Below are 20,822 nucleotides of genomic sequence, written 5' to 3'. Positions count from 1 at the left end.
GATGACACTAAAGGTTTCTAGATTCCTGCTTTCGCAGGAATGACATCAGAACATTAATCAGTACACTCTCTTCGCCGGCGGGACTGCTGTTACTTCATCGGTTAAAGTAGTTAAAGTCACAGGTTTATAATCAAGAACTACTTTACCTGCTTCATCGATAGAACTAAGAGTATGCTTCATCCAATCCCCATCATTACGATCAGGATAATCTTCACGTGCATGAGCTCCTCTGCTTTCTTTTCTTGCAGCTGCCGAATATACCGTTACTAAAGCTTGATCAAGTAGATTATCTAGCTCTAAGGCTTCCACTAAATCGCTATTCCAAATTAAAGATTTATCGTTAATTTTTATATCTTTATAGCCGCTTCTTATTTCACTAATCATTCCTACTCCTTCATCTAGTACCTCTTGAGTTCTAAATACCGCAGCATGGCTTTGCATAGTTCTTTGCATTTTAAGCCTTAACTCTGCAACTAAAATATTACCGTTAGCGTGACGGACTTTATCAAATCTATTTATAATTTTTTCAAGGCTTTCTTCGTTTATAGACTTGTGGGGACTCGCAGGCTTAATAAGCTCGGCTGCTTTTAATGCAGAACTTCTACCAAATACTACTAAATCAAGCAAAGAATTTGATCCTAATCGGTTAGCACCGTGTACCGATACGCAAGCCGCTTCACCGATTGCCATAAGCCCTTTTACTACGCTATTATGATTTTTACCGTCTTTGATTATGACTTGACCGTGATAATTCGTCGGTATCCCGCCCATATTATAATGTACCGTAGGAAGTACCGGTATCGGCTCTTGAGTCACGTCAACACCGGCAAAAATTTTAGCCGTCTCAGAGATACCGGGCAAACGACTATGTAAAATCTCAGGCGATAAATGATTTAAATGTAAAAATACATGATCTTTATGCTCGCCGACTCCTCGCCCCTCTCTGATTTCTATAGTCATTGCTCTTGAAACTACATCTCTTGAAGCTAAATCCTTTGCAGCAGGAGCATAACGCTCCATAAAACGCTCACCGTTTGCATTAACGAGATATCCCCCTTCGCCTCTTGCCCCCTCGGTAATAAGACAGCCCGCCGAATATATACCTGTCGGATGGAACTGTACAAATTCCATATCTTGCATTGGAAGACCGGCTCTAATCGCCATGCCACCCCCATCACCCGTACAAGTATGAGCAGACGTTGCCGAAAAATAAGCACGCCCGTATCCGCCCGTTGCAAGCACTACATTATGAGCTCTAAAACAATGCAGACTACCGTCATCTAAATTCCACGCAACTACGCCTCTACATTCACCATCTTCCATCAATAAATCAATAGCAAAATACTCAACGAAAAACTGTACTTTATGTTTTAGTGACTGTTGATATAAAGTATGAAGTATGGCATGCCCCGTACGATCTGCCGCAGCGCATGTACGCTGAGCTGCTTTTCCTTTGCCGTACTCTGTTGTCATTCCTCCAAAAGGACGCTGATAAATTTTTCCCTCTTCAGTTCTTGAGAAAGGTACGCCGTAATGCTCTAGCTCTAAAATCGCATCGGGAGCGTTTTTGCACATATACTCAATGGCATCCTGATCGCCTAACCAATCAGAACCTTTTACCGTATCATACATATGCCAACGCCAATCATCTTCGCCCATATTCCCAAGAGCCGCACTAATTCCGCCCTGAGCAGCCACAGTATGACTACGGGTTGGGAACAGCTTAGTTATACAAGCGGTATTTAGCCCTTCTTTAGCCATACCGAATGCAGAACGCAGACCTGCTCCACCTGCACCTACAACTACTACGTCAAATTGATGATGAATGATATTATACGCTTTGGTCATTAAATTAATTTTTTACTATTTTGATACGTGAATTGTCTACCTCTGTCACACCCTATGGCTTGACCATGGGGTCCAGTCATTCAATACACAATAATGCTATAAATTGTTTTCTGGATACCGCGGTCAAGCCGCGGTATGACAATTTTTATCCTTTATAAAATATCGCTACTACAAAAGCTACAATAGTCACAATGCAAAATAATTGCACTATTATAATCAATGTATTACGTAATTTGTAACAACTTATATAATCCTCAATTACTACACGCATACCAAGCATCGCATGATACAACGAAATAACCACCGTAATTAACAAAGCTACTACATTAAAAGGCTTTTTAAGCTCCCACATAATAATATTTATATCATTATTTTTGTTGGTTAACGTAAAATATATTAGCCACACAGAACATAAAGCTAATATAATCCCCGTTACTCTTTGCAATAACCAATGATGAGAACCGCTTTTAGCAGAACCGCTATTTTTTGCTTTTACAATTGCTGCTTTAAAATCATATACCATTAATTTTCTCTATTATTTGTTTTAGCTTTTCGTCATTGCGAGGAAAATTACAAAGTAATTTGTACGTCCGCAATCTCAGGTATTTGTTATTATTTCTGAGATTGCCACGTCGATGCTACGCATCTCCCTCGCAATGACGTTTTTAATTACTACACCCATAACAATACCGTTAATAATACAGATCCTACCACTACACACCAACCGGTGATATTAACCAATTTTATAGAAAAACCGTAACCGATATCCCAAAATAAATGCCGAATGCCATTACATAAATGATAAAACCAAGCATAGCTAACAGCTACTAAGCATATTTTTATAATACAGCATTCAGCAAGCTGTAAATAATTATTGTCATATTTACTAAGAATCAACCACCACACCAAGATTGACACCACAAAAAACAAAGCTACGCCGGTCATACGATGCAAAATTGATAATGTAGAACTTATTTGCGGTTTATATATAGTTAAATGCGGCGAAGTTGGACGCTTATTATAAATTTCTTGTTTGGTTTTAGTCATATATTTCTAATAAATAAAAAAGGGTTATGTCATTCCCGCGGAAGCGGGAATCCAGTAATTAAAAAATACACATATACTGAAAAGCTCTCTTTTTGCTGGATTCCCGCTTCCGCGGGAATGACATACTACACGTTTCAATCGGTCAACGACATCTATCTCTGCAACCAATGTCTTTCTACGGGCGATAAATCATCTGTCACTGCTCTCCTATCATCGAAAACAAAACATTCACCTTGCCATAAATTGTTCTTGTTTTGTGTATCTTCTAGATATTGCAGTATTCCACCCTTTAAATGATATACCTCATCATAACCTATGCTTTTAAGTAAGCTGGTGGATTTTTCACACCTGATACCACCTGTACAAACCATAGCAATTTTCTTACCTTTGAGCAATTCTTGATTCTGCTGAACCCAAGCAGGAAATTGTTTAAATGTTTTGGTATTAGGATTAATTGCTGATTTAAATGTACCGACCTCTACTTCATAATCATTTCGAGTATCTATTACTATAACATCTTGTTTTGTGATAAATTCATCCCAATCTTTCGGCTCTATATATTCGCCTTTAAACAAATCAACATTTAAATCATCAACGTTCATTGCTACGATCTCTTTCTTAAGTCTGACTTTCAATTTCTGAAAAGGATGAACATCACTATAATTTATTTTAACGTTAACATCTTTGGGACCGGTCAGCTTTATCAATTCTTCAAGTACAAGATTTACATTTTCATATGAACCTGAAAAAGAACCGTTAAAGCCTTCATTAGCTAATAAAATAGTACCTCTAACATATTTTCTTTTACCGATAAGCAAAAGTTTCGGTATCAAATTCGCCGGTTCTTCTATATTAACAAAACTATATGCACTTAAAATTGCTATTTTTTCATTCATAAATTATTTAGGTATTATTTTTACATTCTATGTCTTACATAACCTGCAATGGTACAAACATATTACTACTACCCCTTTCAATCAGGAGCAAAATATTTTGCTTATCTGATTTTTTAGCATTTTCATATAATTCTTCTAGCTTACTTATATCGTCTATGCTTTCCTGATTAATATTGGTTATCAGATCGCCAATTTTGAAGCTACTTTCTTCTTCATCAATATTGGTTATAACTATTCCCATTTTATCTTGAGGAATAGTATATTTTTGTCTTAGTTCTTCAGTCAAATTACCAAAAGTAATATTATTTTTAGTAATAGATAAATTGTTTTCTTCTTTATTTGTTATGTCTGTCTTATTGGTCTCTTCTGTAGAATCTTTGGTAACCTCTTCATTATCCGAAGTAATTTTAATAGGTAATTCAAGCTCCTTTTTATCGCGCAGTATTTTTACTTTTACTGCCTGATCAATAGGAGCATCTGCAATAATTACACGTAATTTTTTAGTATTTTTAACCGGTATATCTGCAAACTCTATTATTATATCACCTGTTTTAATTCCCGCTTTATCACCTGGACCGTCTTCTTGTACTTTAGCTACTAACACCCCCCTAGTATCTTTAAGCCCTAGCCCTTCAGACATTTCCTCGGTTAAATCTTGTATTGTTACGCCAAGGCGTCCTCTACTTACTTTTCCATCTTTCTTAAGACGTTCGATTATAGGCTTTGCAGTATTTGACGGTATTGCAAAACCGATACCTATATTAGTACCGAGCGGTGAAAAAATTGCCGTATTTACGCCGATTACTTTCTGATCCAAATTAAACATAGGGCCACCGGAGTTACCGTTATTAATTGCAGCATCCGTTTGAATAAAATTATCGACTATATTGTCCGTATCTATATCAATATCCCGCCCTTTAGAAGAAATAATACCGCTTGTCACCGTACCGCCTAGATTACCAAACGGATTACCGATCGCAATAACCCAATCTCCTACTCTTGCATCATTTGAATCTCCAAACTCAACAAAAGGTAGAGGTTCCTCGCTATCTATTTTTAAGAGAGCTAAATCGGTTTTAGTATCGTTACCTATTAATTTAGCCGATAATTCGGTATTATCTGCAAGTTTTATATTAATTTTATCAACATTTGCAATTACATGATAGTTTGTCACTATTAAGCCGTTAGGTTCAATAATAAATCCTGAACCAAGCGGAACACTTTTCGGAGTTTGATTGATCTCTTCCAAATTCAGCGGTATATTAAGCTTTTCTAAAAAATCATTAACTTTTTCTTGCAGAGGATCCTTCTCGGCATTTTCCGATTTACTATTAACATATTCTATTGTTGAAATATTAACGACTGCAGGAATTAACGGTTCAACTATATCGGCAAAGCTATAACGGGCGGCTTCACTTACTTTTAAAGGAACAGAATTTATTTCCGTAAATTCATTCTCTTCTTGATCTGCTACTTTTAAAGACTTACTATTTTCTTGTGCTAGAACAACGTTACTTGATGTTAAAACTATTATAACAAGAACTATTTTCAGATTAACCATATACTCCAAGTAAATAAAAAGTAGATAGACTAGTACACTACTTAGTTAGATTTAGATATTTTAAAACTTCAGCATCCGGTGAAATTACAAAATTAGTATTCTCTTGCTTTAAAGAATTTTTATATACTAAAAGTGATCTATAAAATTTATAAAATTCCGGGTCGACTGAATAAGCAGAATTATATATTGTTGCCGCTTTCTCATCGCCGTCACCTTTAATAATTTGTGCATCTCGATAAGCTTTAGCAAGTATTATTTTACTTTCTTTATCTGCTTTTGAACGAATACGCACGCTTTCTTCTTGTCCTTCCGCTCTAATTTGGGTTGCTTCTTTTTCACGTGCCGTTTGCATACGACGATAAATAGCCGCACTATTTTCTTTTGGTAAGTCTGCTCTTAAAATTCTAACATCTACAACATCAATACCGAAGCTTTTAGCTTCACCGTCCACTTGATTTAAGATATTTAACATTACGTTACTACGTTCCTGACTTAAAAGGCTACTTAGCGAGATTTTACCTATCACCTTACGCATTGACGATTCAAGATTACGAGTCAGCCTAATTTTCACACCTTGATAATCATGTACCGTTTTATAAAACATTACGGGATTATTAATTTGGAATTTGGCGTAGGCATCAACAATAACTCGTTTACCGTCAGCAGCCGTTAATTCTTTTGCCTCAACCTCAACATCTAAAAGACGCTTATCAAAAAATTCAACATTTTGAATAAACGGGATTTTAATATTCAGTCCTGGATTTTCTATAGTTCTAACTGCCTCACCAAACTGGAATACTACTGCAGATTGGCGTTGGTCAACTGAAAATAAGGAGCTAGAAATCAGCATCAGCCAAAAAACAATTGTAAAAATTATATAATAAATCTTGTGTTGCATTTAATATTCCTTGTTGTTTAGATGTCATTCGTGTATAGCGTGAAAAACACGCTCGATGTCATTCCCGCGAAAGCGGGAATGACATCGCATCCCTATGGTTTAATAGCCATGTGCGGCAGTAGTGCATTATTAATAATCGTTTTATTTGAACCGCCTAATATCTCTTCGACTACTTCTAAATATAATCTATCTCTAGTTACTTGCCTACCTGTAGCATATTGTTTATAAATAGCATTAAATCTTTGGCTATCACCTTCTGCTTTCGATATAACTTCTTCTCTATAACCTTCTGCTTCTTGTATAATCTTTGCAGCCGCTCCTCTAGCTTCCGGCAAAATCTTATTATTATAGGCTTGAGCTTGATTTATTTCTTTTTCTTTATCTGCTTTTGAAGTTTGCACGTCTCTATAAGCGTCTATTACTTCGGCAGGCGGCTCGGCTTTTAATAATTGTACTTTCTCAATCATAACGCCGGCATTATAACTATCCAATATCTTCTGTGCTAATTTCTCTATTTTATAAGTAATCTCCTGCTTTTGATCGGATAATACCCAAGAAATAGGAGTATTACCTATGACTTCCCTAACGGCACTCTCGACTGTTGCTTTTACTGTTTCTTCAGGTCTTTGTACGTTAAAAATAAAATCTTCAAGATTATTAATATGCCACATTACGTCACAATTTAAAGCAACGATATTTTCATCACCGGTGAGCATTATACTTTCACCGGCAATATTTTTAGTATTATCGCCACCGCTACGCAGAAAGCTATTTGTACGATAACCAATCTCAATCCGGCGTGATTGTTTAACTTTCTCAACTATTATCTTTTCAAAAGGCGCCGGTAAATGATAATTAAGCCCGGGGGAGCCCTTACGCACAAGACGCCCAAATCTTATTACCGCTGCTTCTTCGCCTTCTTTTATTTCATAAATACCCGAAGCGAGCCATAAAGCAACCACTGCGACAACAGCTAAAATTATTGTTTTAGCATTGAAATTAAACGGGCATTGAAATTGATCAAAATTAAATTGATTTTTACGCGGTCTTGTGAATATGTTATCTTCTTTATCAGAATCAAAATCTCTCCATGGGGATTTTTTTAAAATTGAGATATATTTTTTATTAAGCATTTGCTTTGTTGTTTTATATTATTTTCAAGATGAGATAATTATATATATTATAGTATATAACGTCAAGTTACGAGCTTCAACAGCTTTAAAAAGGAAATTTAATTATGGCGAATTTACACCAACGACAAATTATAGATAAAATTCAGCATATTACCTTTAAAGACGGTACTTTTTTAAATGAAGTTATATCGGATATTATAATTAAAGGTAATAATATCGGTTTCTCAATAGATATATCAGGTAAAAACAAGTTAGAAGCCGAAGAAATTAGACTTAAGGCAATTAATAAACTTAACGAGATTTCGGAAGTAAATAAAATAACAATTGTTTTTACCGAAAGTAAACCGATGGAGAACAAAGTTCAAAAACCAAAATATTTTGTAGAAAATGTAAAAAAAATTATCTTAGTAGCGTCAGGTAAAGGCGGAGTCGGAAAATCTACCATATCGGCTCTTATTGCTCAGCAGTTAAGTCTAGAAAATTACCGAGTCGGGATAGTAGATGCGGATATTTATGGTCCGTCAATTCCGCATATATTCGGCATTAACGAAGTACCGAAAACGAAAGATGGGCGAATAATACCGGTACTTGCTCAAAGCATCGAAATTATGTCTATAGGCTTCTTCGTTAAAGACCACTCGGCAATTATTTGGCGTGGTCCTATGGCGAGTAAGACTATTTATCATTTATTATCGGTAACAAAATGGGATAATTTAGATTATTTAATTATCGATATGCCGCCGGGGACAGGTGATATTCATTTAAGTATACTAGAAAATTATCATTTAGACGGCGTAATAATCGTAACTACACCACAAAAAATATCAGAAATAGACGTAATACGTTCTATAGATTTATATCAAAAACTAAATTTACCTATTTTGGGAATAATTGAGAATATGAGCTATATGCTTAAAAATAATAGCGGCGGACATTTATCGCAAAAATATAATATACCACTAATCGCTCAAATTCCGATCACACCGCAAATAGCCGAGGCTTGCGATAAATCACTACCTCTAACAAACTTATTAACATTACCTTTAGAGAAGTATTTACAATGAAAATACACATATTGGCAGATGATAGAACAGGCAACACCCATCAGGCTATTGCACTTGCTGAAAAATTAACGGAAGAATATACAACAATTAAGCTTGAATATAATTGCTTAGCTAAGCTACCGAACTTTTTACTAAAATATTATCCTATTCATATAAAAAGTGAGCTATTGCAGTATCTTTTGGATAAGTCCCCGCCTGATATGATAATTACCGCTGGAAGACGAACGGCAGTACTAGCATTTTATTTAAAAAAGAAATTTAAAGATATCAAGTTAATACAAATAATGCAGCCTAATCTTCCTTACAATGCATTTGATGCTGTTATTCTGTCTTATCATGACCAACGTCATTGCGAAGCTACAAAGTGGCTGAAGCAATCTCAGGGCTTTTTTACTAGACTGCTTCGTCAATACTTCGTATTTCCTCGCAATGACGACTTTAAAAACATCATCCCCATCAACGGAGCTATCAACAACGTAACCGAAAAGTTCGCCGCGGCGAACTTGGAACTCCAAAAACATTATCCTAATCTTAAACAGTTTATTGCAGTGATAATCGGTGGGAATAATAAAAAATTTAATTTCCATGAAGATGAAGCAGTTTTATTTGCTTCATTATTAAATAAAATATATACTAATCAAAAAATACCTTTTTTCATTAGTTTTAGTAGACGTACACCACACACTGTAAAATCAATTATTAAAAATAATACGCTATCTTCCACAATTATTTATGACCCGAACGAAGACGCAGGCTATAATCCTTATATAGCTATGCTCTCCAAGGCAAAATATATAATCTCTACGGCAGACTCAATCTCAATGTGCAGTGAAGCAGCTTCAAGCGGCAAGCCTCTTTATATATTCTGCCCACCAAACTTTAATTCTTCAAAGCATAAGATTTTTATAAAGCAGTTAGTAGAACAGAAGATAGCAAGAATTTTTGATAAGTCAGCTATTGCTCTAGAAGAATATAGCTACAAACCCTTAAATGAAGCAGAAAGAGTAGCTGAAATTATTAAATCTTTAATCAAAAGCTGGTAATTATATGGATAAAGATATACAATCATATATATTCATTAATAAGCTAAAATCTTTACCGTTTGTCAACGAAATATGGCTTTTTGGCTCTCGTGCTAGAGGGGATAACGATGAGCGTTCCGATATTGATATTGCAATTATCTGCCCTAATATTACAAATCAAGAATGGCTAGAAGTTATGTCTATTATAGAGAATGCCGACACGCTTTTAAAAATAGATTGTGTAAGGTTTGAAAGTACTAAAATACGCTCTGAGCTTTATAAAAATATATTAAAAGAGAAAAAAATTATATATGTCAAAAATAAACCTTAAACTTGAAAAATTTCGTAAAGCTTTTATGACGCTTGAAGATATTTATTTAAAACCGACAACAGCAGATAGGGCTTATATTGATGCCACTATACAAAGATTTGAATTTACTTTTGAACTCGCTTGGAAGTTTTTAAAAGAATATTTTTCTCAAAAAGGCACAGTTCTTCACTATCCTAAAGAAGTGATAAAGGAAGTTTTTGTTGCCGGTATTATAAATGATGAGAGTTTATGGATTTATATGCTTACTGATCGTAATATGACACCTCATACTTACAATAAAAAGCTTGCCGATGAAATATATGACCGAATAAGAAATTACGTTCCTGAACTTAAGAAATTACTAAATATCATTGATTTAAAGATTTAATAATACCTTGCAGAGTTTGGACTTCAGGGGAAGAGAGACTATTTATACGTGTAAATATATTAGTGATATTTTGTTGCATAGCAGGTTTTTTGTCGGGAGCCTTGAAGAATCCGGCTTTATCGAGTTTGCCGAATAAATTTACTAAAAAATGCTCTATTTCTTCTTTAGTAGCTAATTTTTGAATGTTATGTACATCCTCTCTGGGCGTAGAATTACGAAACAACTCATAGCATATAATAATAACCGCTTGAGCAATGTTTAATGAGCTAAATTTGGTTGTATTAATAGTGATAATCTTATTAGCAAATGCGATTTCTTCGTTGCTAAGCCCATTATTTTCCCGCCCGAACATTATCCCGACTTTTTCAGAATTTGGATAATCTAAAGGTAAATTTTGTGAAAATACATAATCTTTATTCATAGCCCTTTTAATGCAAGTAGTAGCATATAAATATTCGAGGTCTTTAATGCTATCCTCTAGGCTATCAAAAATTTTTGCATGATCTATAATATTAACCGCTCCGACTGCATTACTACGTGCTTGCTCATTAGGCCAACCGTCTCTTGGAGCTACGATTCTAAGCTCATTTAAGCCAAAATTCTTCATTGCTCTTGCAGTAGCACCGATATTCGCACCCATTTGCGGGGCAATTAATATTATTATTGGATTCATTTTAATAATTTTTTGTAACTAAGCAGGTATAGGCAATCGCTACGGCATCAGCTTCATCGGAATTGGTAATTAAGAAAGTGCCAGGCAGCAAAAGCTTTATCATATGCAAAATTTGGTCTTTCTCTGCATGCCCATATCCTGTTACGGTTTTTTTTACCGTATTTGGCTTAAACTCTCGCATGTCCAAATTATATCTACCGATCAGCGACATTATCGCCCCTCTAGCATATCCAAGCTTTAAAGAAGTCACGCTATTAGTATTAACAAATGTTTCTTCAATCGCTGCCATATTTGGTTGATATTCTAATATTACTTTTTCTAATGTACTATTAATAAAAGCAAGTCTATGATGAATTGCATCCTTACTATTTGTTTTAATAATACCACTAGCTAAATATTTCAACTGTGCGGTCTCCTTTGCCACTACTGCCCATCCAAGACTCCCAAGTGCCGGATCAATCCCAAGTATTATCATGATTATTTAATGTTATTTTTATTGGCATTATTATATGGCTTTTGTGTCATTCCCGCTTTCGCGGGAATGACATCAAAAACCATCCAACAAAGCCTGTCAAGCCACAGGGTAACAGCGTTATATCTTCATATACTGATAAAATGCTTGATTATTCTCCCACAGCTCACGCACCTTAACGAATAAAAATAAATGAACAGGAAATCCAAAAAACCTCTCCATTTGCATTCGGGATTTTGCTCCTATTTCTTTGATTTTAGAGCCGTTTTTACCGAGTATTATAGTTTTATAGCTCTCTCTTGAAACTACTATAACTTGATTAATCTTTACGGATTTGTCTTTAAGCTCTTCCCATTTTTCGGTTTGTACGGTTAATTTATAAGGGAGTTCTTTCTGCAAATTTAAAAATAACTGCTCTCGTGTAATTTCTGCTGCAATAAAACGCATAGGTAAATCCGTTATGTCGTCTTCTGCATAAAGCCAAGGAGAAATTTTGGCCTTACTTGTTATATATTCAAGTAATCCATCAATATTTTTGCCTGATAAAGCAGATATAGGAAAAAGCAAGCTATCAGGATGATTTTCTGTTAAAAAAGCTTTAATGTCATTTAGATATTTTGATTCGATGTCTATTTTGTTCAATAAAAATATCGGAACAATATTAAGTGAGCGAAGCTTATCTAAAATATTATGCGTTATATCATCAAACGACTTTAGACTATCAATAATTAACAGAACTAAATCCGCACTATGCAAACTAGACCACGCACATCTTACCATTGCTTTCTCTAAGCTCCCTTTCGGCTCAAATATACCAGGCGTATCGTATAAAATTACCTGCGTATCTTTTAAGGTAATAATACCGGTAATAATTGACCTAGTAGTTTGAACTTTTGGGGTAACGATTGAAAGCTTCTCACCGATTATTCTGTTTAATAAAGTTGATTTTCCGCTATTAGGTCGCCCGATTATACAAACCGATACCGTTTTCTGATTAGACATCTTCTCAAACTTCACTTCTAGAGGTAATTTAGACGTCGATCCAGTACTCGCATCCTCGCGTACTAGTGTGTACGCTGCGGCGGCAAGTGCTTCCGTGTCTCCTTTAAATTCCTCTCTATAAGCTGGTTTGGCAAGATGTCTATTAGTCATTTTTAAGTCTATGCAATAAGCTTCGTGCTGCGTTTTTCTCTGCTTCTTTTATTGCGTGACCAGTGCCTGTTTGTTCATAATCTTTTACTTTTACAAGAACCGTAAAAGTCGATGAATGGGAGGCTCCTTCTCTTTTTATCAGACGATATATAGGTAGGTGATGATCACTAGCTTGAGCCCATTCTTGTAAAGCAGTTTTTGGGTCATAATCCGTTAAATTCTGAACTTTTATAAATTCTGCCCATAACTTCTCGATAATATCATAGGTTGTTTCAATATTGCTATCAAGATATATAGCTGCAATTAAAGCTTCCGTGGCATTTTCTATATTATTAAGATTATCACGCCCACCTGCTACTTCTTCGCCATGAGTCATAATTATATAATTTTTTAAAGTAAGTTTAGCTCCAACCATGCATATTGTTTCTTTGCAAACCAAATATGATCTAATTTTAGCTAAATGCCCCTCATTATAATTTGCAAAATTTCTAAATAAAATTTCTGTGATTACTAAATTTAATACGGCATCACCTAGAAATTCTAATCGTTCATAATCTTTATCATCCTTGTACTCGTGATGTTGCCTTAAAGACGGGTGACTCAACGCCTCTATTAAAAGCTCTTTATTTTTGAAACTATAGCTAAGTAGCTTTTCTAACGTCTCAAATGATTCCATTACACATCCGTGTTATAAAGATTTCTGAAAATTCGATTTAACCTAACAGATTCAATCCATGGCTTTAACTTTAGTACTAGATTAATAACTCCTATATCATTATCCCACCAAGTTATTTTTGTTGAGAACCAAATAAATTGTGCTTTAGCAATAAAATTTTCAAACGGTACAAATCCAAGATTTACTCTACTATCATTTGACTGATCTCTATTATCCCCTAAAAAGAAATATTTCCCTTCAGGTACATAAAAAACATCCGTATTACCGTATCTATCATTATATATAACACCATAAATAGGAGCAAGCTTATAAGAAAAATATGTTCTACCGTTTGGCAGTGTTTCTTTAAACTTTAAATATTTTATTCCCTCTTCGCTTATATAAGTTCCAACTTCTGTGCGTTCTATTTTTTTGTCGTTAATATATATTACGTCATCAATCAATTGAATTTTATCGCCGGGTAGCCCTATTAAACGCTTTATATATCTAACACTCATATCGTGAGGCGGACGAAAAACTACAATATCGCCACGCTCCGGTTCACGAGCAAATATTCGCCCTTTAAAAAGAGGAATAAAATCAAAAAAAGATAAAGAATAATTACTATAACCATAACTATATTTCGTAGAAAATATATAGTCATTCTCAAGTATGGTTGCTTTCATAGACCCGGTCGGAACGGTAAACGGCTCCATAATAAGTATTCTAATAAGTAAAGCGATACATATTACAAAAACAAAAGACCCCCACTCTTGCTTAGCTGTTTTATTAGTGTTTGATTTTGTATTATCTGTTTGCATAATTTCTTAATTATTTATAAATTGGAATCGTCATTGCGAGGAAATTACAAAGTAATTGACGAAGCAATCTCAGGAGTTTGTTATTATTGCATGAGATTGCCACGCTCCTTGCTCCTTTCAGTCGCTCGCAATGACGGCTTAGTATCCACACGCGGGCAATATCTCCTCGCAATGACGATAAAGTCAAACCACGCTATAACTCTTTATCCTCGCCTCAATCTCACTTCTAAAATGGCGTATCAGCCCTTGAATCGGCCAAGCTGCCGCATCACCTAAAGCACAGATAGTATGCCCCTCTATTTCTTTCGTAACGTTAAGGAGTTCGTCTATCTCAGATTTTTTGGCATTACCTTTAACTAGCCGCATCATAACTCGCCACATCCAGCCCGTACCCTCACGGCAAGGAGTACATTGCCCGCAAGATTCATGCATGTAAAATTTACTAAGCCTTGCTATTGCATAAATAATATCGGTAGATTTATCCATAACTATAATACCGCCTGTACCAAGTCCGGAACCTGCGGTTCTTAAACTATCAAAATCCATCTCCACTTCACATAATAACTTAGGAAGTAAAGGCACGGAAGAACCGCCCGGGATTATGGCTTTAAGATTATCCCATCCACCACGAACACCGCCCGCATATTTCTCAATCAATTCTTTTAACGAAATTCCCATTGCTTCTTCAACATTACAAGGCTTGTTAACATGCCCTGATATGCAGAAAATCTTAGTTCCCGTATTGTTAGGTTTACCTATACCGGCAAACCAGCTAGCTCCTCGTCTTAAAATGGTTGGCACTACTGCGATAGACTCAACATTATTTATAGTAGTCGGGCAGCCATATAACCCAAAGCCGGCAGGAAAAGGCGGCTTTAAACGAGGCATACCTTTTTTGCCCTCTAAGCTTTCAAGCAATGCCGTTTCTTCGCCACAAATATAAGCACCCGCCCCACGATGTAAATAAATATTACAATCAAAGCCCGAATCGCAAGCATTCTTTCCTATTAACCCTTCTTTATAGGCTTCATCTAAGGCACGCTGAATATTAGAGGCTTCATTATAAAACTCACCTCTAATATAGATATAACAATTATTCGCTCCTATAGCAAAGCTTGCAAGCAAGCAACCTTCTATTAATTTGTGCGGCTCAAACCTTAATATATCACGATCCTTACAAGTGCCAGGCTCAGACTCGTCGGCATTTACTACTAAATAGCAAGGCTTCTCTGAATTTTTAGGCATAAATGACCATTTCATACCGGTAGAAAATCCGGCACCTCCTCGCCCTCTAAGCCCTGATTTCTTAACCTCTTCAACGATGAAATCTCTACCTTTATCAAGCAAAGCTTTGGTATTCTCCCAATCACCTCGCTTCTTGCTAGATTTCAAATCATGGCTTTGCTGCCCATGCAGGTTAGTAAAAATTTTGTCTTCTTCTTTTAGCATAAACTATTCTCGTTATGGCTTAAAAACGTCATTGCGAGGAAAAATTGAAAATTTTGACGAAGCAATCTCGTGCCAAAATCCTGAGATTGTCACGCAGCCTACGGCCACTCGCAATGACGATTCTTTACCTTTCTATTACTTTTTTATTAAACTTCCTATTAACAAACATTGTAAGTATCGGAGCAGAGATAAAAATTGAGGAATAAGTACCGGCTATTATCCCAAAAAATACAAGTACGCTAAAACTACGGATTGCCTCACCGCCAAAAAGAATAAGGGCTAAATTGGCAAGTAGCGTGGTAATGACAGTTAAAATAGTTCTTGATAAAGTCTCATTAATACTTAAATTTATAATTTCCGTGATATTTTTTTTATGATATTTACGTAAATTTTCTCTAATCCTATCATATATTACTACCGAATCATTAACGGAATAACCTATAATAGTTAACACTGCAGCAATAGTACTTAAGTTAAAATCAAGCTTTGTCATACTCATAAACCCAAGAGCGAGTATTACGTCATGCACTAAGGCGATAAGTATACCAAGACCGAAATACCACTCAAAACGCACCCAAATATAAACCATAATCGCTAAGAAAGAGAATAGCATTGCCATAGCCCCCGCTTCTATTAGCTGCCTACCGACTTGCGGACCGACAAAATCTACCTTACGATATTCAAACTTATACGGAAAATTACTTTGCAAAGATGCTTTAATTAACTCAATATTTTTCATGAGATTTTCTTCGCTACTACTACCGAATCTAATCGATAAATCACGCTCACTACCGAAATTCTGTAAGACCACCTCACCTATTCCAAGCTTGCCTAGAACCCCACGCATTTTTGGCAAATCAGGAGCTTGATCAAGCCTTACTTCAATAACTATACCGCCGGCAAAATCAATACCGAAATTAAATTTATATATACCGATCCAAATAAAGCTAATGAGTGATAAAATAATTGAGAAAGTGTAGCTAACTTTTTTAAAATTCATAAAATCAAAATCGATTTTATTAGGTAAAAGTCTTAAAGGATAAATTTGCATTATTATATATTTTGTTGAATAAGGATTATATTTGTATTATATAGTAAATTCAAAAAGGTTAAATGATTTTTTATGTCAGAAGTAGTAGTAAAAGAACAATTAGAGCAATATATAAGCAAAATAGAAAGATTAGAACAAGAAAAAGCTGATTTATCTCAAGAAGTAAAAGATATCTTCCAAGATGCTTCTTCACATGGATTTGATGTTAAAGCTATGAAATCTATATTGAAACTAAAGAAATTGGATAAAGATAAACTTGCCGAGCAGGACGCTATGCTTGAGCTTTATAGAGATACTTTAGGGATTTGAGGCATACGTCATTGCGAGGAAATTACGAAGTAATTGACGAAGCAATCTCAGGAGTTTGTTATTATTTCATGAGATTGCCACGCAGCCTACGGCTTGCTCGCAATGACGTATTTAGTATTCACGTAGCACAACGCACTCTTTCGCAGGAATGACATAAGAGATACAAATATATTTAAGCTTTTGCTGCCTTAGTTTTAGCAATAGGGATATGTCTCTCTTTAATTCTAGCCGACTTACCACTTCTATTTCTTAAATAATAAAGTTTAGCACGACGCACTACTCCGTATTTTACTACATCAATAGAGTGTACTATCGGCGAGTAAGTCATAAAGCGTCTTTCGACTCCTTCACCGTGGCTAATTTTACGTACTAAGAAAGATGAAGTGATACCGCGATTTCTTTTTGCGATAACTACACCTTCATAAGCTTGAAATCTTTCCGTTAATTTTTCCTTACCGTCTTTCTCAATCGATCTATCAATAATTTTAACAGTCACCTTAACTGTATCGCCGGCTTCAAACTCAGGAATTTTTGTATTTGCAGTACGCTTTGAAATATTTTCCTGTTCAAAGTGGTCAATAATATTCATTTTTTTAACTCCTTAACTCTATAAATCTATAAATCTTTAAGTAACTCCGGACGGCGTAATTTAGTAATCATATGTGATTGCTCTTTTTTCCATTCATTAATTAGCCTGTGGTTACCGGATAACAAAACACTCGGTACAGCTCGATCACGCCAAATTTCAGGTCTTGTATATAGTCCGCATTCAAGCCCGCCCTTAAATTCCCCGTCTTCTTCAAAAGACTCGGAAGATAAGGTATTTTGATTCATTAAAACACCTGGCAATAGTCTAATTAAGCAATCGAGAATGGTGAGGGTAGGTATTTCTCCGCCGGATAAAATGTAGTCGCCTACACTAATTTCTTTAACATTATACTCTTCAATTACACGTTCGTCAATCCCTTCGTAACGTCCACATAAGAATATGAGGTTTTTATTTTTCAACATCTCTTTAGCAAAGCTTTGGGTAAAGACTATACCGCGAGGTGAAGGATAGTACATTTCAGCATTAGGATTTAAAGCAAGAGCGTGATCTATGCTACTACCTAGAACATCAGGACGCATTATAAGCCCGTTACCACCGCCATAAGCCTCATCATCAATATTTTTATGCTTAGTTAAACCGAAATCTCGAATATTAATAACGTCATATGACCAAATATTTTTATTTAGTGCTTGTCCTGCTAAAGAATGTCCTAGAGTCCCAGGAAACATTTCAGGAAAAACGGTTAAGATTGTGGCATGAAGTATAGACATACGTTTAAAATAGTAGACAGTACCAATTAACGCAATAAAATTATAATTTAATTATTTACCCCACCCACCTGTCCTATAATCTTCTTTTCTTTGTTTTTTAGCAGCAGCTGTTGTAGTACCACTCCTAAATGCTTCAGCTTTTTGTTGACGCGTTTTATGAGCTTGATCACTTTGAAATTTTTGAAATTCTGCTTTCTTAGCAGCTTCTATATAACGAATTGTTATTTTCTCTAAGCGTCTCATAGCATCTTTATCTAAACTAATACCTGCTTCTTTTGCTTGCTGCTCTATTTTTAATGCTGTCTTATAACCTGCTGCTGCGTTTTTAGCTATAACTTGCCTCTGCATAAACCCACTCTAGAATTTTTCTTCATTGCATCATTATATGGATTTATCTTATTATTTTTAATATCCTTATTTAAGTTAAAAATATATCTATAGTTGCATATATTTTATTTCAAAAAAAGTTAATAAAGAAAAATAGAGGTATAAGTAATTAAAAATTAACCAATTTGTGTTATAAAAACTTCATCACTTCCTCAGTGATGATTAGCTCTTCGTTTGTCGGCATAGCGAAAACTTTAACCTTACTGCTTTCAGCACTTATTAGATGCTCATTTTTTTGGTTTTTTGCATCATCTATTTTAATGCCTAGCCATAAAAGTTTTTCAGTAATCATTTCTCGTATTACAGCGGAATTTTGTCCAACACCAGCAGTAAAAATTAGACAATCAACTCCCTCAAGTGCAGCAGTGAGCTTACCTATTTCAAGTACAATGCAATACACAAATAAATCTATAGCAAATTTAGCATCAGGTGAGTTACTGGCAAGCAAAGTACGCATATCGGAGCTTTCACCGGACATACCGAGTAATCCTGATTTCTCTTATATAGTAACTCGGTTACCTCTTTCGTAGTCATTTGCTCATGATCGATAAGATATAACACTACTCCAAGATCAAGGTTACCTGTCCTTGTACCCATCATAACAACGTCAAGTACGCTAAAACCCATGGAACTTGTTAGACTAAGACTGTTTTTAATAGCACATAGACTACTACCGCTTCCTAAATGAGCTATAATAGTCTTTGTAGGTAAATCTTCCTTTGTCATTTCTTTAAAATGGCTGCTAACATATTTATATGATAACCCATGAAAACCGTACCGAATTATCCCTTTATCATAATATTTTTTCGGTAAACCGAAAGCTTTTGTAATAGGAGGATTGGTAAAATGAAGCGACGTATCAAAACAAGCTATATGTGAGATTTCTTTATATTTTTGAAGAAATAAATCCAGTACCTGCAAATTATAAGGTTGATGCAAGAGGCTTAGAGGTATTAATGCTCTTAAATCTTCACTCACTTTTTCATTAACAATAACCGATTTATTAAAATTTTTCCCGCCATAGACAATACGGTGACCGGTTGCAATTCACTTGAGATTTTCTTGTTTTTTCCACCAATCTTCAAAAAGATCAATCATCATTTCAATAGCATCATCTTTAATGTCGGTAGCAGATGCCTGTTTTCTATTTATATGAAATAATATTTTATCCTTAACTTTTTTATTCTGAATTTCAAAAATAGAAATTTTTAAACTAGATGAGCCGGCATTAGCTATTAAAATAACATTTTTCATTATTTACCTGCTTGGATATGTAGCTTCGCCTTAGTGTGATTATAAATAAATGAAGCAAGTACATAGGAAATAACACGCATATCCATAGGATCGGCTCTACTTGTTAAAATAATAGGCACACGGGCTCCAAGAACGGATACCCGCCATAACCGCTTGACCCAAATATTTTAGCTGCTTTGCAAGCATATTGCCTGATTCAAGATCAGGTACTACTAATATATCGGCATTTCATGAAACTGAAGAGCTAATGCCTTTTGCTTCTGCAGCAAATAAAGAGATAGCATTATCAAACGCAAGCGGTCCGTCAACTATAGCATTCGTAATTTGCCCTCTATCTGCCATTTTCGATAAAGCAGCAGTATCAAGGGTTGTAGGGATTGCAGAAGTTACCGTCTCAACTGCCGATAATACCGCAACTCTAACCTGCTTGTCTTCTTTGATCATATGCATTAAATCAATAGCATTCTGCACTATATCACGCTTATCTTCTAGAGTAGGACGAATAAGTAATAGCAGCATCGGTAATAATGAACGGTTTTGGAAAGGTAGCAACTGCCATTAAGAAAGCATGGCTTATACGACGTTCGGTACGTAGTCCATTCTCCTTATGAACTACCGCAGACATAAGCTCATCAGTATGAAGCGACCCTTTCATAATAGCTGCAACTTCTCTTTTCTTCGCAAGCTCTACGGCTTTTTTTACTGCTTCGTGGCTATACTCAACATTAATTACTTGATAATCCTCAAGATCGACATTATTAACTTTTGCTACTGATTCAATTTTATGTTGCGGACCAATCAAGACCGGTTTTATTACATTAAATTGTGCTGCTCTAACTGCACCGAGTAATGATTCTGTATCGATCGGATGAATTACTGCAGTTTTAACATGCTTAAAGCCATCGGCTCTAAGTAATAGATCGATGAAATGCTTTGCTGCTTCATCAAAGTCAGGATCGTTGATTTCTTTTGGAGGAGTATAAGTAGTGCCTAATTTCTTAGCTAGAATGGCATCTCAAAAAGTCTCGTTTATTATATATTGCTTCTTCATAAACCCCTTAATAAATTAATCACTAACTTAATTAGATAGTATATAAGTTAATTAATAAAGG

22 protein-coding genes and 2 pseudogenes are annotated in these 20,822 nt (G+C 35.2%); 5 read left to right on the top strand and 19 right to left on the bottom strand.

Annotated features, from left to right (window positions below; translation table 11 throughout):
* Positions 1-57 precede the first annotated feature (57 nt).
* The 7 genes from sdhA to hflK all read right to left on the bottom strand — a co-directional run bounded on the left by sdhA (position 58) and on the right by hflK (position 7,383).
* Positions 58-1,848: a succinate dehydrogenase flavoprotein subunit gene (gene sdhA, locus RMA_RS00950; RefSeq protein WP_041404499.1), complete on the bottom strand. Its 1,791-nt coding sequence runs from the start codon at positions 1,846-1,848 to the stop codon at positions 58-60.
* A 145-nt stretch (positions 1,849-1,993) separates the two neighbouring features.
* Positions 1,994-2,371, bottom strand: a complete 378-nt coding sequence (gene sdhD, locus RMA_RS00945) for a succinate dehydrogenase, hydrophobic membrane anchor protein (RefSeq protein ID WP_012152449.1) — start codon at positions 2,369-2,371, stop codon at positions 1,994-1,996.
* A gap of 149 nt (positions 2,372-2,520) precedes the next feature.
* On the bottom strand, positions 2,521-2,895 hold the full coding sequence (gene sdhC / locus RMA_RS00940; protein ID WP_012152448.1) for a succinate dehydrogenase, cytochrome b556 subunit: 375 nt from the start codon (positions 2,893-2,895) through the stop codon (positions 2,521-2,523).
* Between the two features lie 152 nt (positions 2,896-3,047).
* Positions 3,048-3,791, bottom strand: coding sequence for a rhodanese domain-containing protein (locus tag RMA_RS00935; protein ID WP_012152447.1), 744 nt, complete (start codon positions 3,789-3,791; stop codon positions 3,048-3,050).
* Between the two features lie 34 nt (positions 3,792-3,825).
* Positions 3,826-5,352: a Do family serine endopeptidase gene (locus RMA_RS00930; protein ID WP_041404498.1), complete on the bottom strand. Its 1,527-nt coding sequence runs from the start codon at positions 5,350-5,352 to the stop codon at positions 3,826-3,828.
* 37 nt (positions 5,353-5,389) lie between these two features.
* Positions 5,390-6,250 carry a protease modulator HflC gene (hflC, locus tag RMA_RS00925; protein ID WP_012152445.1) on the bottom strand — a complete coding sequence of 287 codons (861 nt, stop codon included), beginning with the start codon at positions 6,248-6,250 and terminating at the stop codon, positions 5,390-5,392.
* 92 nt (positions 6,251-6,342) lie between these two features.
* Complete coding sequence (gene hflK, locus RMA_RS00920) at positions 6,343-7,383, bottom strand: FtsH protease activity modulator HflK (RefSeq protein WP_012152444.1); 1,041 nt, start codon at positions 7,381-7,383, stop codon at positions 6,343-6,345.
* Between the two features lie 104 nt (positions 7,384-7,487).
* Here hflK and RMA_RS00915 point away from each other — a divergent pair, with 104 nt between their 5' ends.
* Genes RMA_RS00915 through RMA_RS00900 form a run of 4 tightly spaced genes read left to right on the top strand, consistent with a single transcriptional unit; the run spans position 7,488 to position 10,167 of the window.
* Positions 7,488-8,447 carry an Mrp/NBP35 family ATP-binding protein gene (locus tag RMA_RS00915; protein WP_041404497.1) on the top strand — a complete coding sequence of 320 codons (960 nt, stop codon included), beginning with the start codon at positions 7,488-7,490 and terminating at the stop codon, positions 8,445-8,447.
* Positions 8,444-9,490, top strand: coding sequence for a mitochondrial fission ELM1 family protein (locus RMA_RS00910; protein WP_041404496.1), 1,047 nt, complete (start codon positions 8,444-8,446; stop codon positions 9,488-9,490). The genes RMA_RS00915 and RMA_RS00910 overlap by 4 nt, the downstream gene beginning before the upstream one ends.
* Positions 9,491-9,494: 4 nt before the next feature.
* Positions 9,495-9,800: a nucleotidyltransferase domain-containing protein gene (locus RMA_RS00905; RefSeq protein ID WP_012152441.1), complete on the top strand. Its 306-nt coding sequence runs from the start codon at positions 9,495-9,497 to the stop codon at positions 9,798-9,800.
* Positions 9,781-10,167: a nucleotidyltransferase substrate binding protein gene (locus RMA_RS00900; RefSeq protein ID WP_012152440.1), complete on the top strand. Its 387-nt coding sequence runs from the start codon at positions 9,781-9,783 to the stop codon at positions 10,165-10,167. Before RMA_RS00905 ends, RMA_RS00900 begins: the two co-directional genes overlap by 20 nt.
* On the opposite strand, the gene RMA_RS00895 is transcribed toward RMA_RS00900, so the two are convergent.
* The 7 genes from RMA_RS00895 to secF all read right to left on the bottom strand — a co-directional run bounded on the left by RMA_RS00895 (position 10,148) and on the right by secF (position 16,440).
* Positions 10,148-10,840 (bottom strand): RNA methyltransferase, encoded by a 693-nt coding sequence (locus tag RMA_RS00895; RefSeq protein ID WP_041404495.1) that lies wholly within the window; start codon positions 10,838-10,840, stop codon positions 10,148-10,150. The genes RMA_RS00900 and RMA_RS00895 overlap by 20 nt on opposite strands.
* A 1-nt stretch (position 10,841) precedes the next feature.
* On the bottom strand, positions 10,842-11,315 hold the full coding sequence (ruvC, locus tag RMA_RS00890; protein WP_041404494.1) for a crossover junction endodeoxyribonuclease RuvC: 474 nt from the start codon (positions 11,313-11,315) through the stop codon (positions 10,842-10,844).
* A gap of 117 nt (positions 11,316-11,432) precedes the next feature.
* Entirely contained in the window at positions 11,433-12,464 is a 1,032-nt protein-coding gene (gene era, locus RMA_RS00885; RefSeq protein WP_041404493.1) for a GTPase Era, read from the bottom strand.
* Positions 12,457-13,140: a ribonuclease III gene (gene rnc, locus RMA_RS00880; protein WP_012152436.1), complete on the bottom strand. Its 684-nt coding sequence runs from the start codon at positions 13,138-13,140 to the stop codon at positions 12,457-12,459. Before rnc ends, era begins: the two co-directional genes overlap by 8 nt.
* Positions 13,140-13,940: a signal peptidase I gene (gene lepB / locus RMA_RS00875; RefSeq protein WP_041404492.1), complete on the bottom strand. Its 801-nt coding sequence runs from the start codon at positions 13,938-13,940 to the stop codon at positions 13,140-13,142. The genes rnc and lepB overlap by 1 nt, the downstream gene beginning before the upstream one ends.
* A gap of 183 nt (positions 13,941-14,123) precedes the next feature.
* On the bottom strand, positions 14,124-15,389 hold the full coding sequence (gene nuoF, locus RMA_RS00870) for an NADH-quinone oxidoreductase subunit NuoF (RefSeq protein WP_012152434.1): 1,266 nt from the start codon (positions 15,387-15,389) through the stop codon (positions 14,124-14,126).
* Positions 15,390-15,513: 124 nt separating this feature from the next.
* Positions 15,514-16,440 carry a protein translocase subunit SecF gene (gene secF, locus RMA_RS00865; protein WP_014013864.1) on the bottom strand — a complete coding sequence of 309 codons (927 nt, stop codon included), beginning with the start codon at positions 16,438-16,440 and terminating at the stop codon, positions 15,514-15,516.
* Positions 16,441-16,512: 72 nt separating this feature from the next.
* Here secF and RMA_RS00860 point away from each other — a divergent pair, with 72 nt between their 5' ends.
* Positions 16,513-16,749 (top strand): DUF2312 domain-containing protein, encoded by a 237-nt coding sequence (locus RMA_RS00860; protein WP_004996682.1) that lies wholly within the window; start codon positions 16,513-16,515, stop codon positions 16,747-16,749.
* 172 nt (positions 16,750-16,921) lie between these two features.
* On the opposite strand, the gene rplS is transcribed toward RMA_RS00860, so the two are convergent.
* The 5 genes and pseudogenes from rplS to RMA_RS00835 form a co-directional block, all read right to left on the bottom strand.
* The gene (gene rplS / locus RMA_RS00855; RefSeq protein ID WP_012152432.1) at positions 16,922-17,338 is read right to left on the bottom strand and encodes a 50S ribosomal protein L19; all 417 of its coding nucleotides are present in this window, start codon (positions 17,336-17,338) and stop codon (positions 16,922-16,924) included.
* 26 nt (positions 17,339-17,364) lie between these two features.
* Positions 17,365-18,069, bottom strand: a complete 705-nt coding sequence (gene trmD / locus RMA_RS00850; RefSeq protein ID WP_041404491.1) for a tRNA (guanosine(37)-N1)-methyltransferase TrmD — start codon at positions 18,067-18,069, stop codon at positions 17,365-17,367.
* Positions 18,070-18,120: 51 nt separating this feature from the next.
* Positions 18,121-18,417, bottom strand: a complete 297-nt coding sequence (locus RMA_RS00845) for a hypothetical protein (protein WP_041404490.1) — start codon at positions 18,415-18,417, stop codon at positions 18,121-18,123.
* A gap of 169 nt (positions 18,418-18,586) precedes the next feature.
* Positions 18,587-19,710, bottom strand: a pseudogene (locus tag RMA_RS00840) (acetate/propionate family kinase).
* Positions 19,710-20,719, bottom strand: a pseudogene (locus RMA_RS00835) (phosphate acetyltransferase). The pseudogenes RMA_RS00840 and RMA_RS00835 overlap by 1 nt, the downstream one beginning before the upstream one ends.
* Between the last annotated feature and the right edge of the window lie 103 nt (positions 20,720-20,822).

The organism is Rickettsia massiliae MTU5, assembly GCF_000016625.1.
GTDB classification, from domain to species: domain Bacteria; phylum Pseudomonadota; class Alphaproteobacteria; order Rickettsiales; family Rickettsiaceae; genus Rickettsia; species Rickettsia rickettsii.
This window is presented reverse-complemented; position numbering and strand designations above follow the sequence as displayed.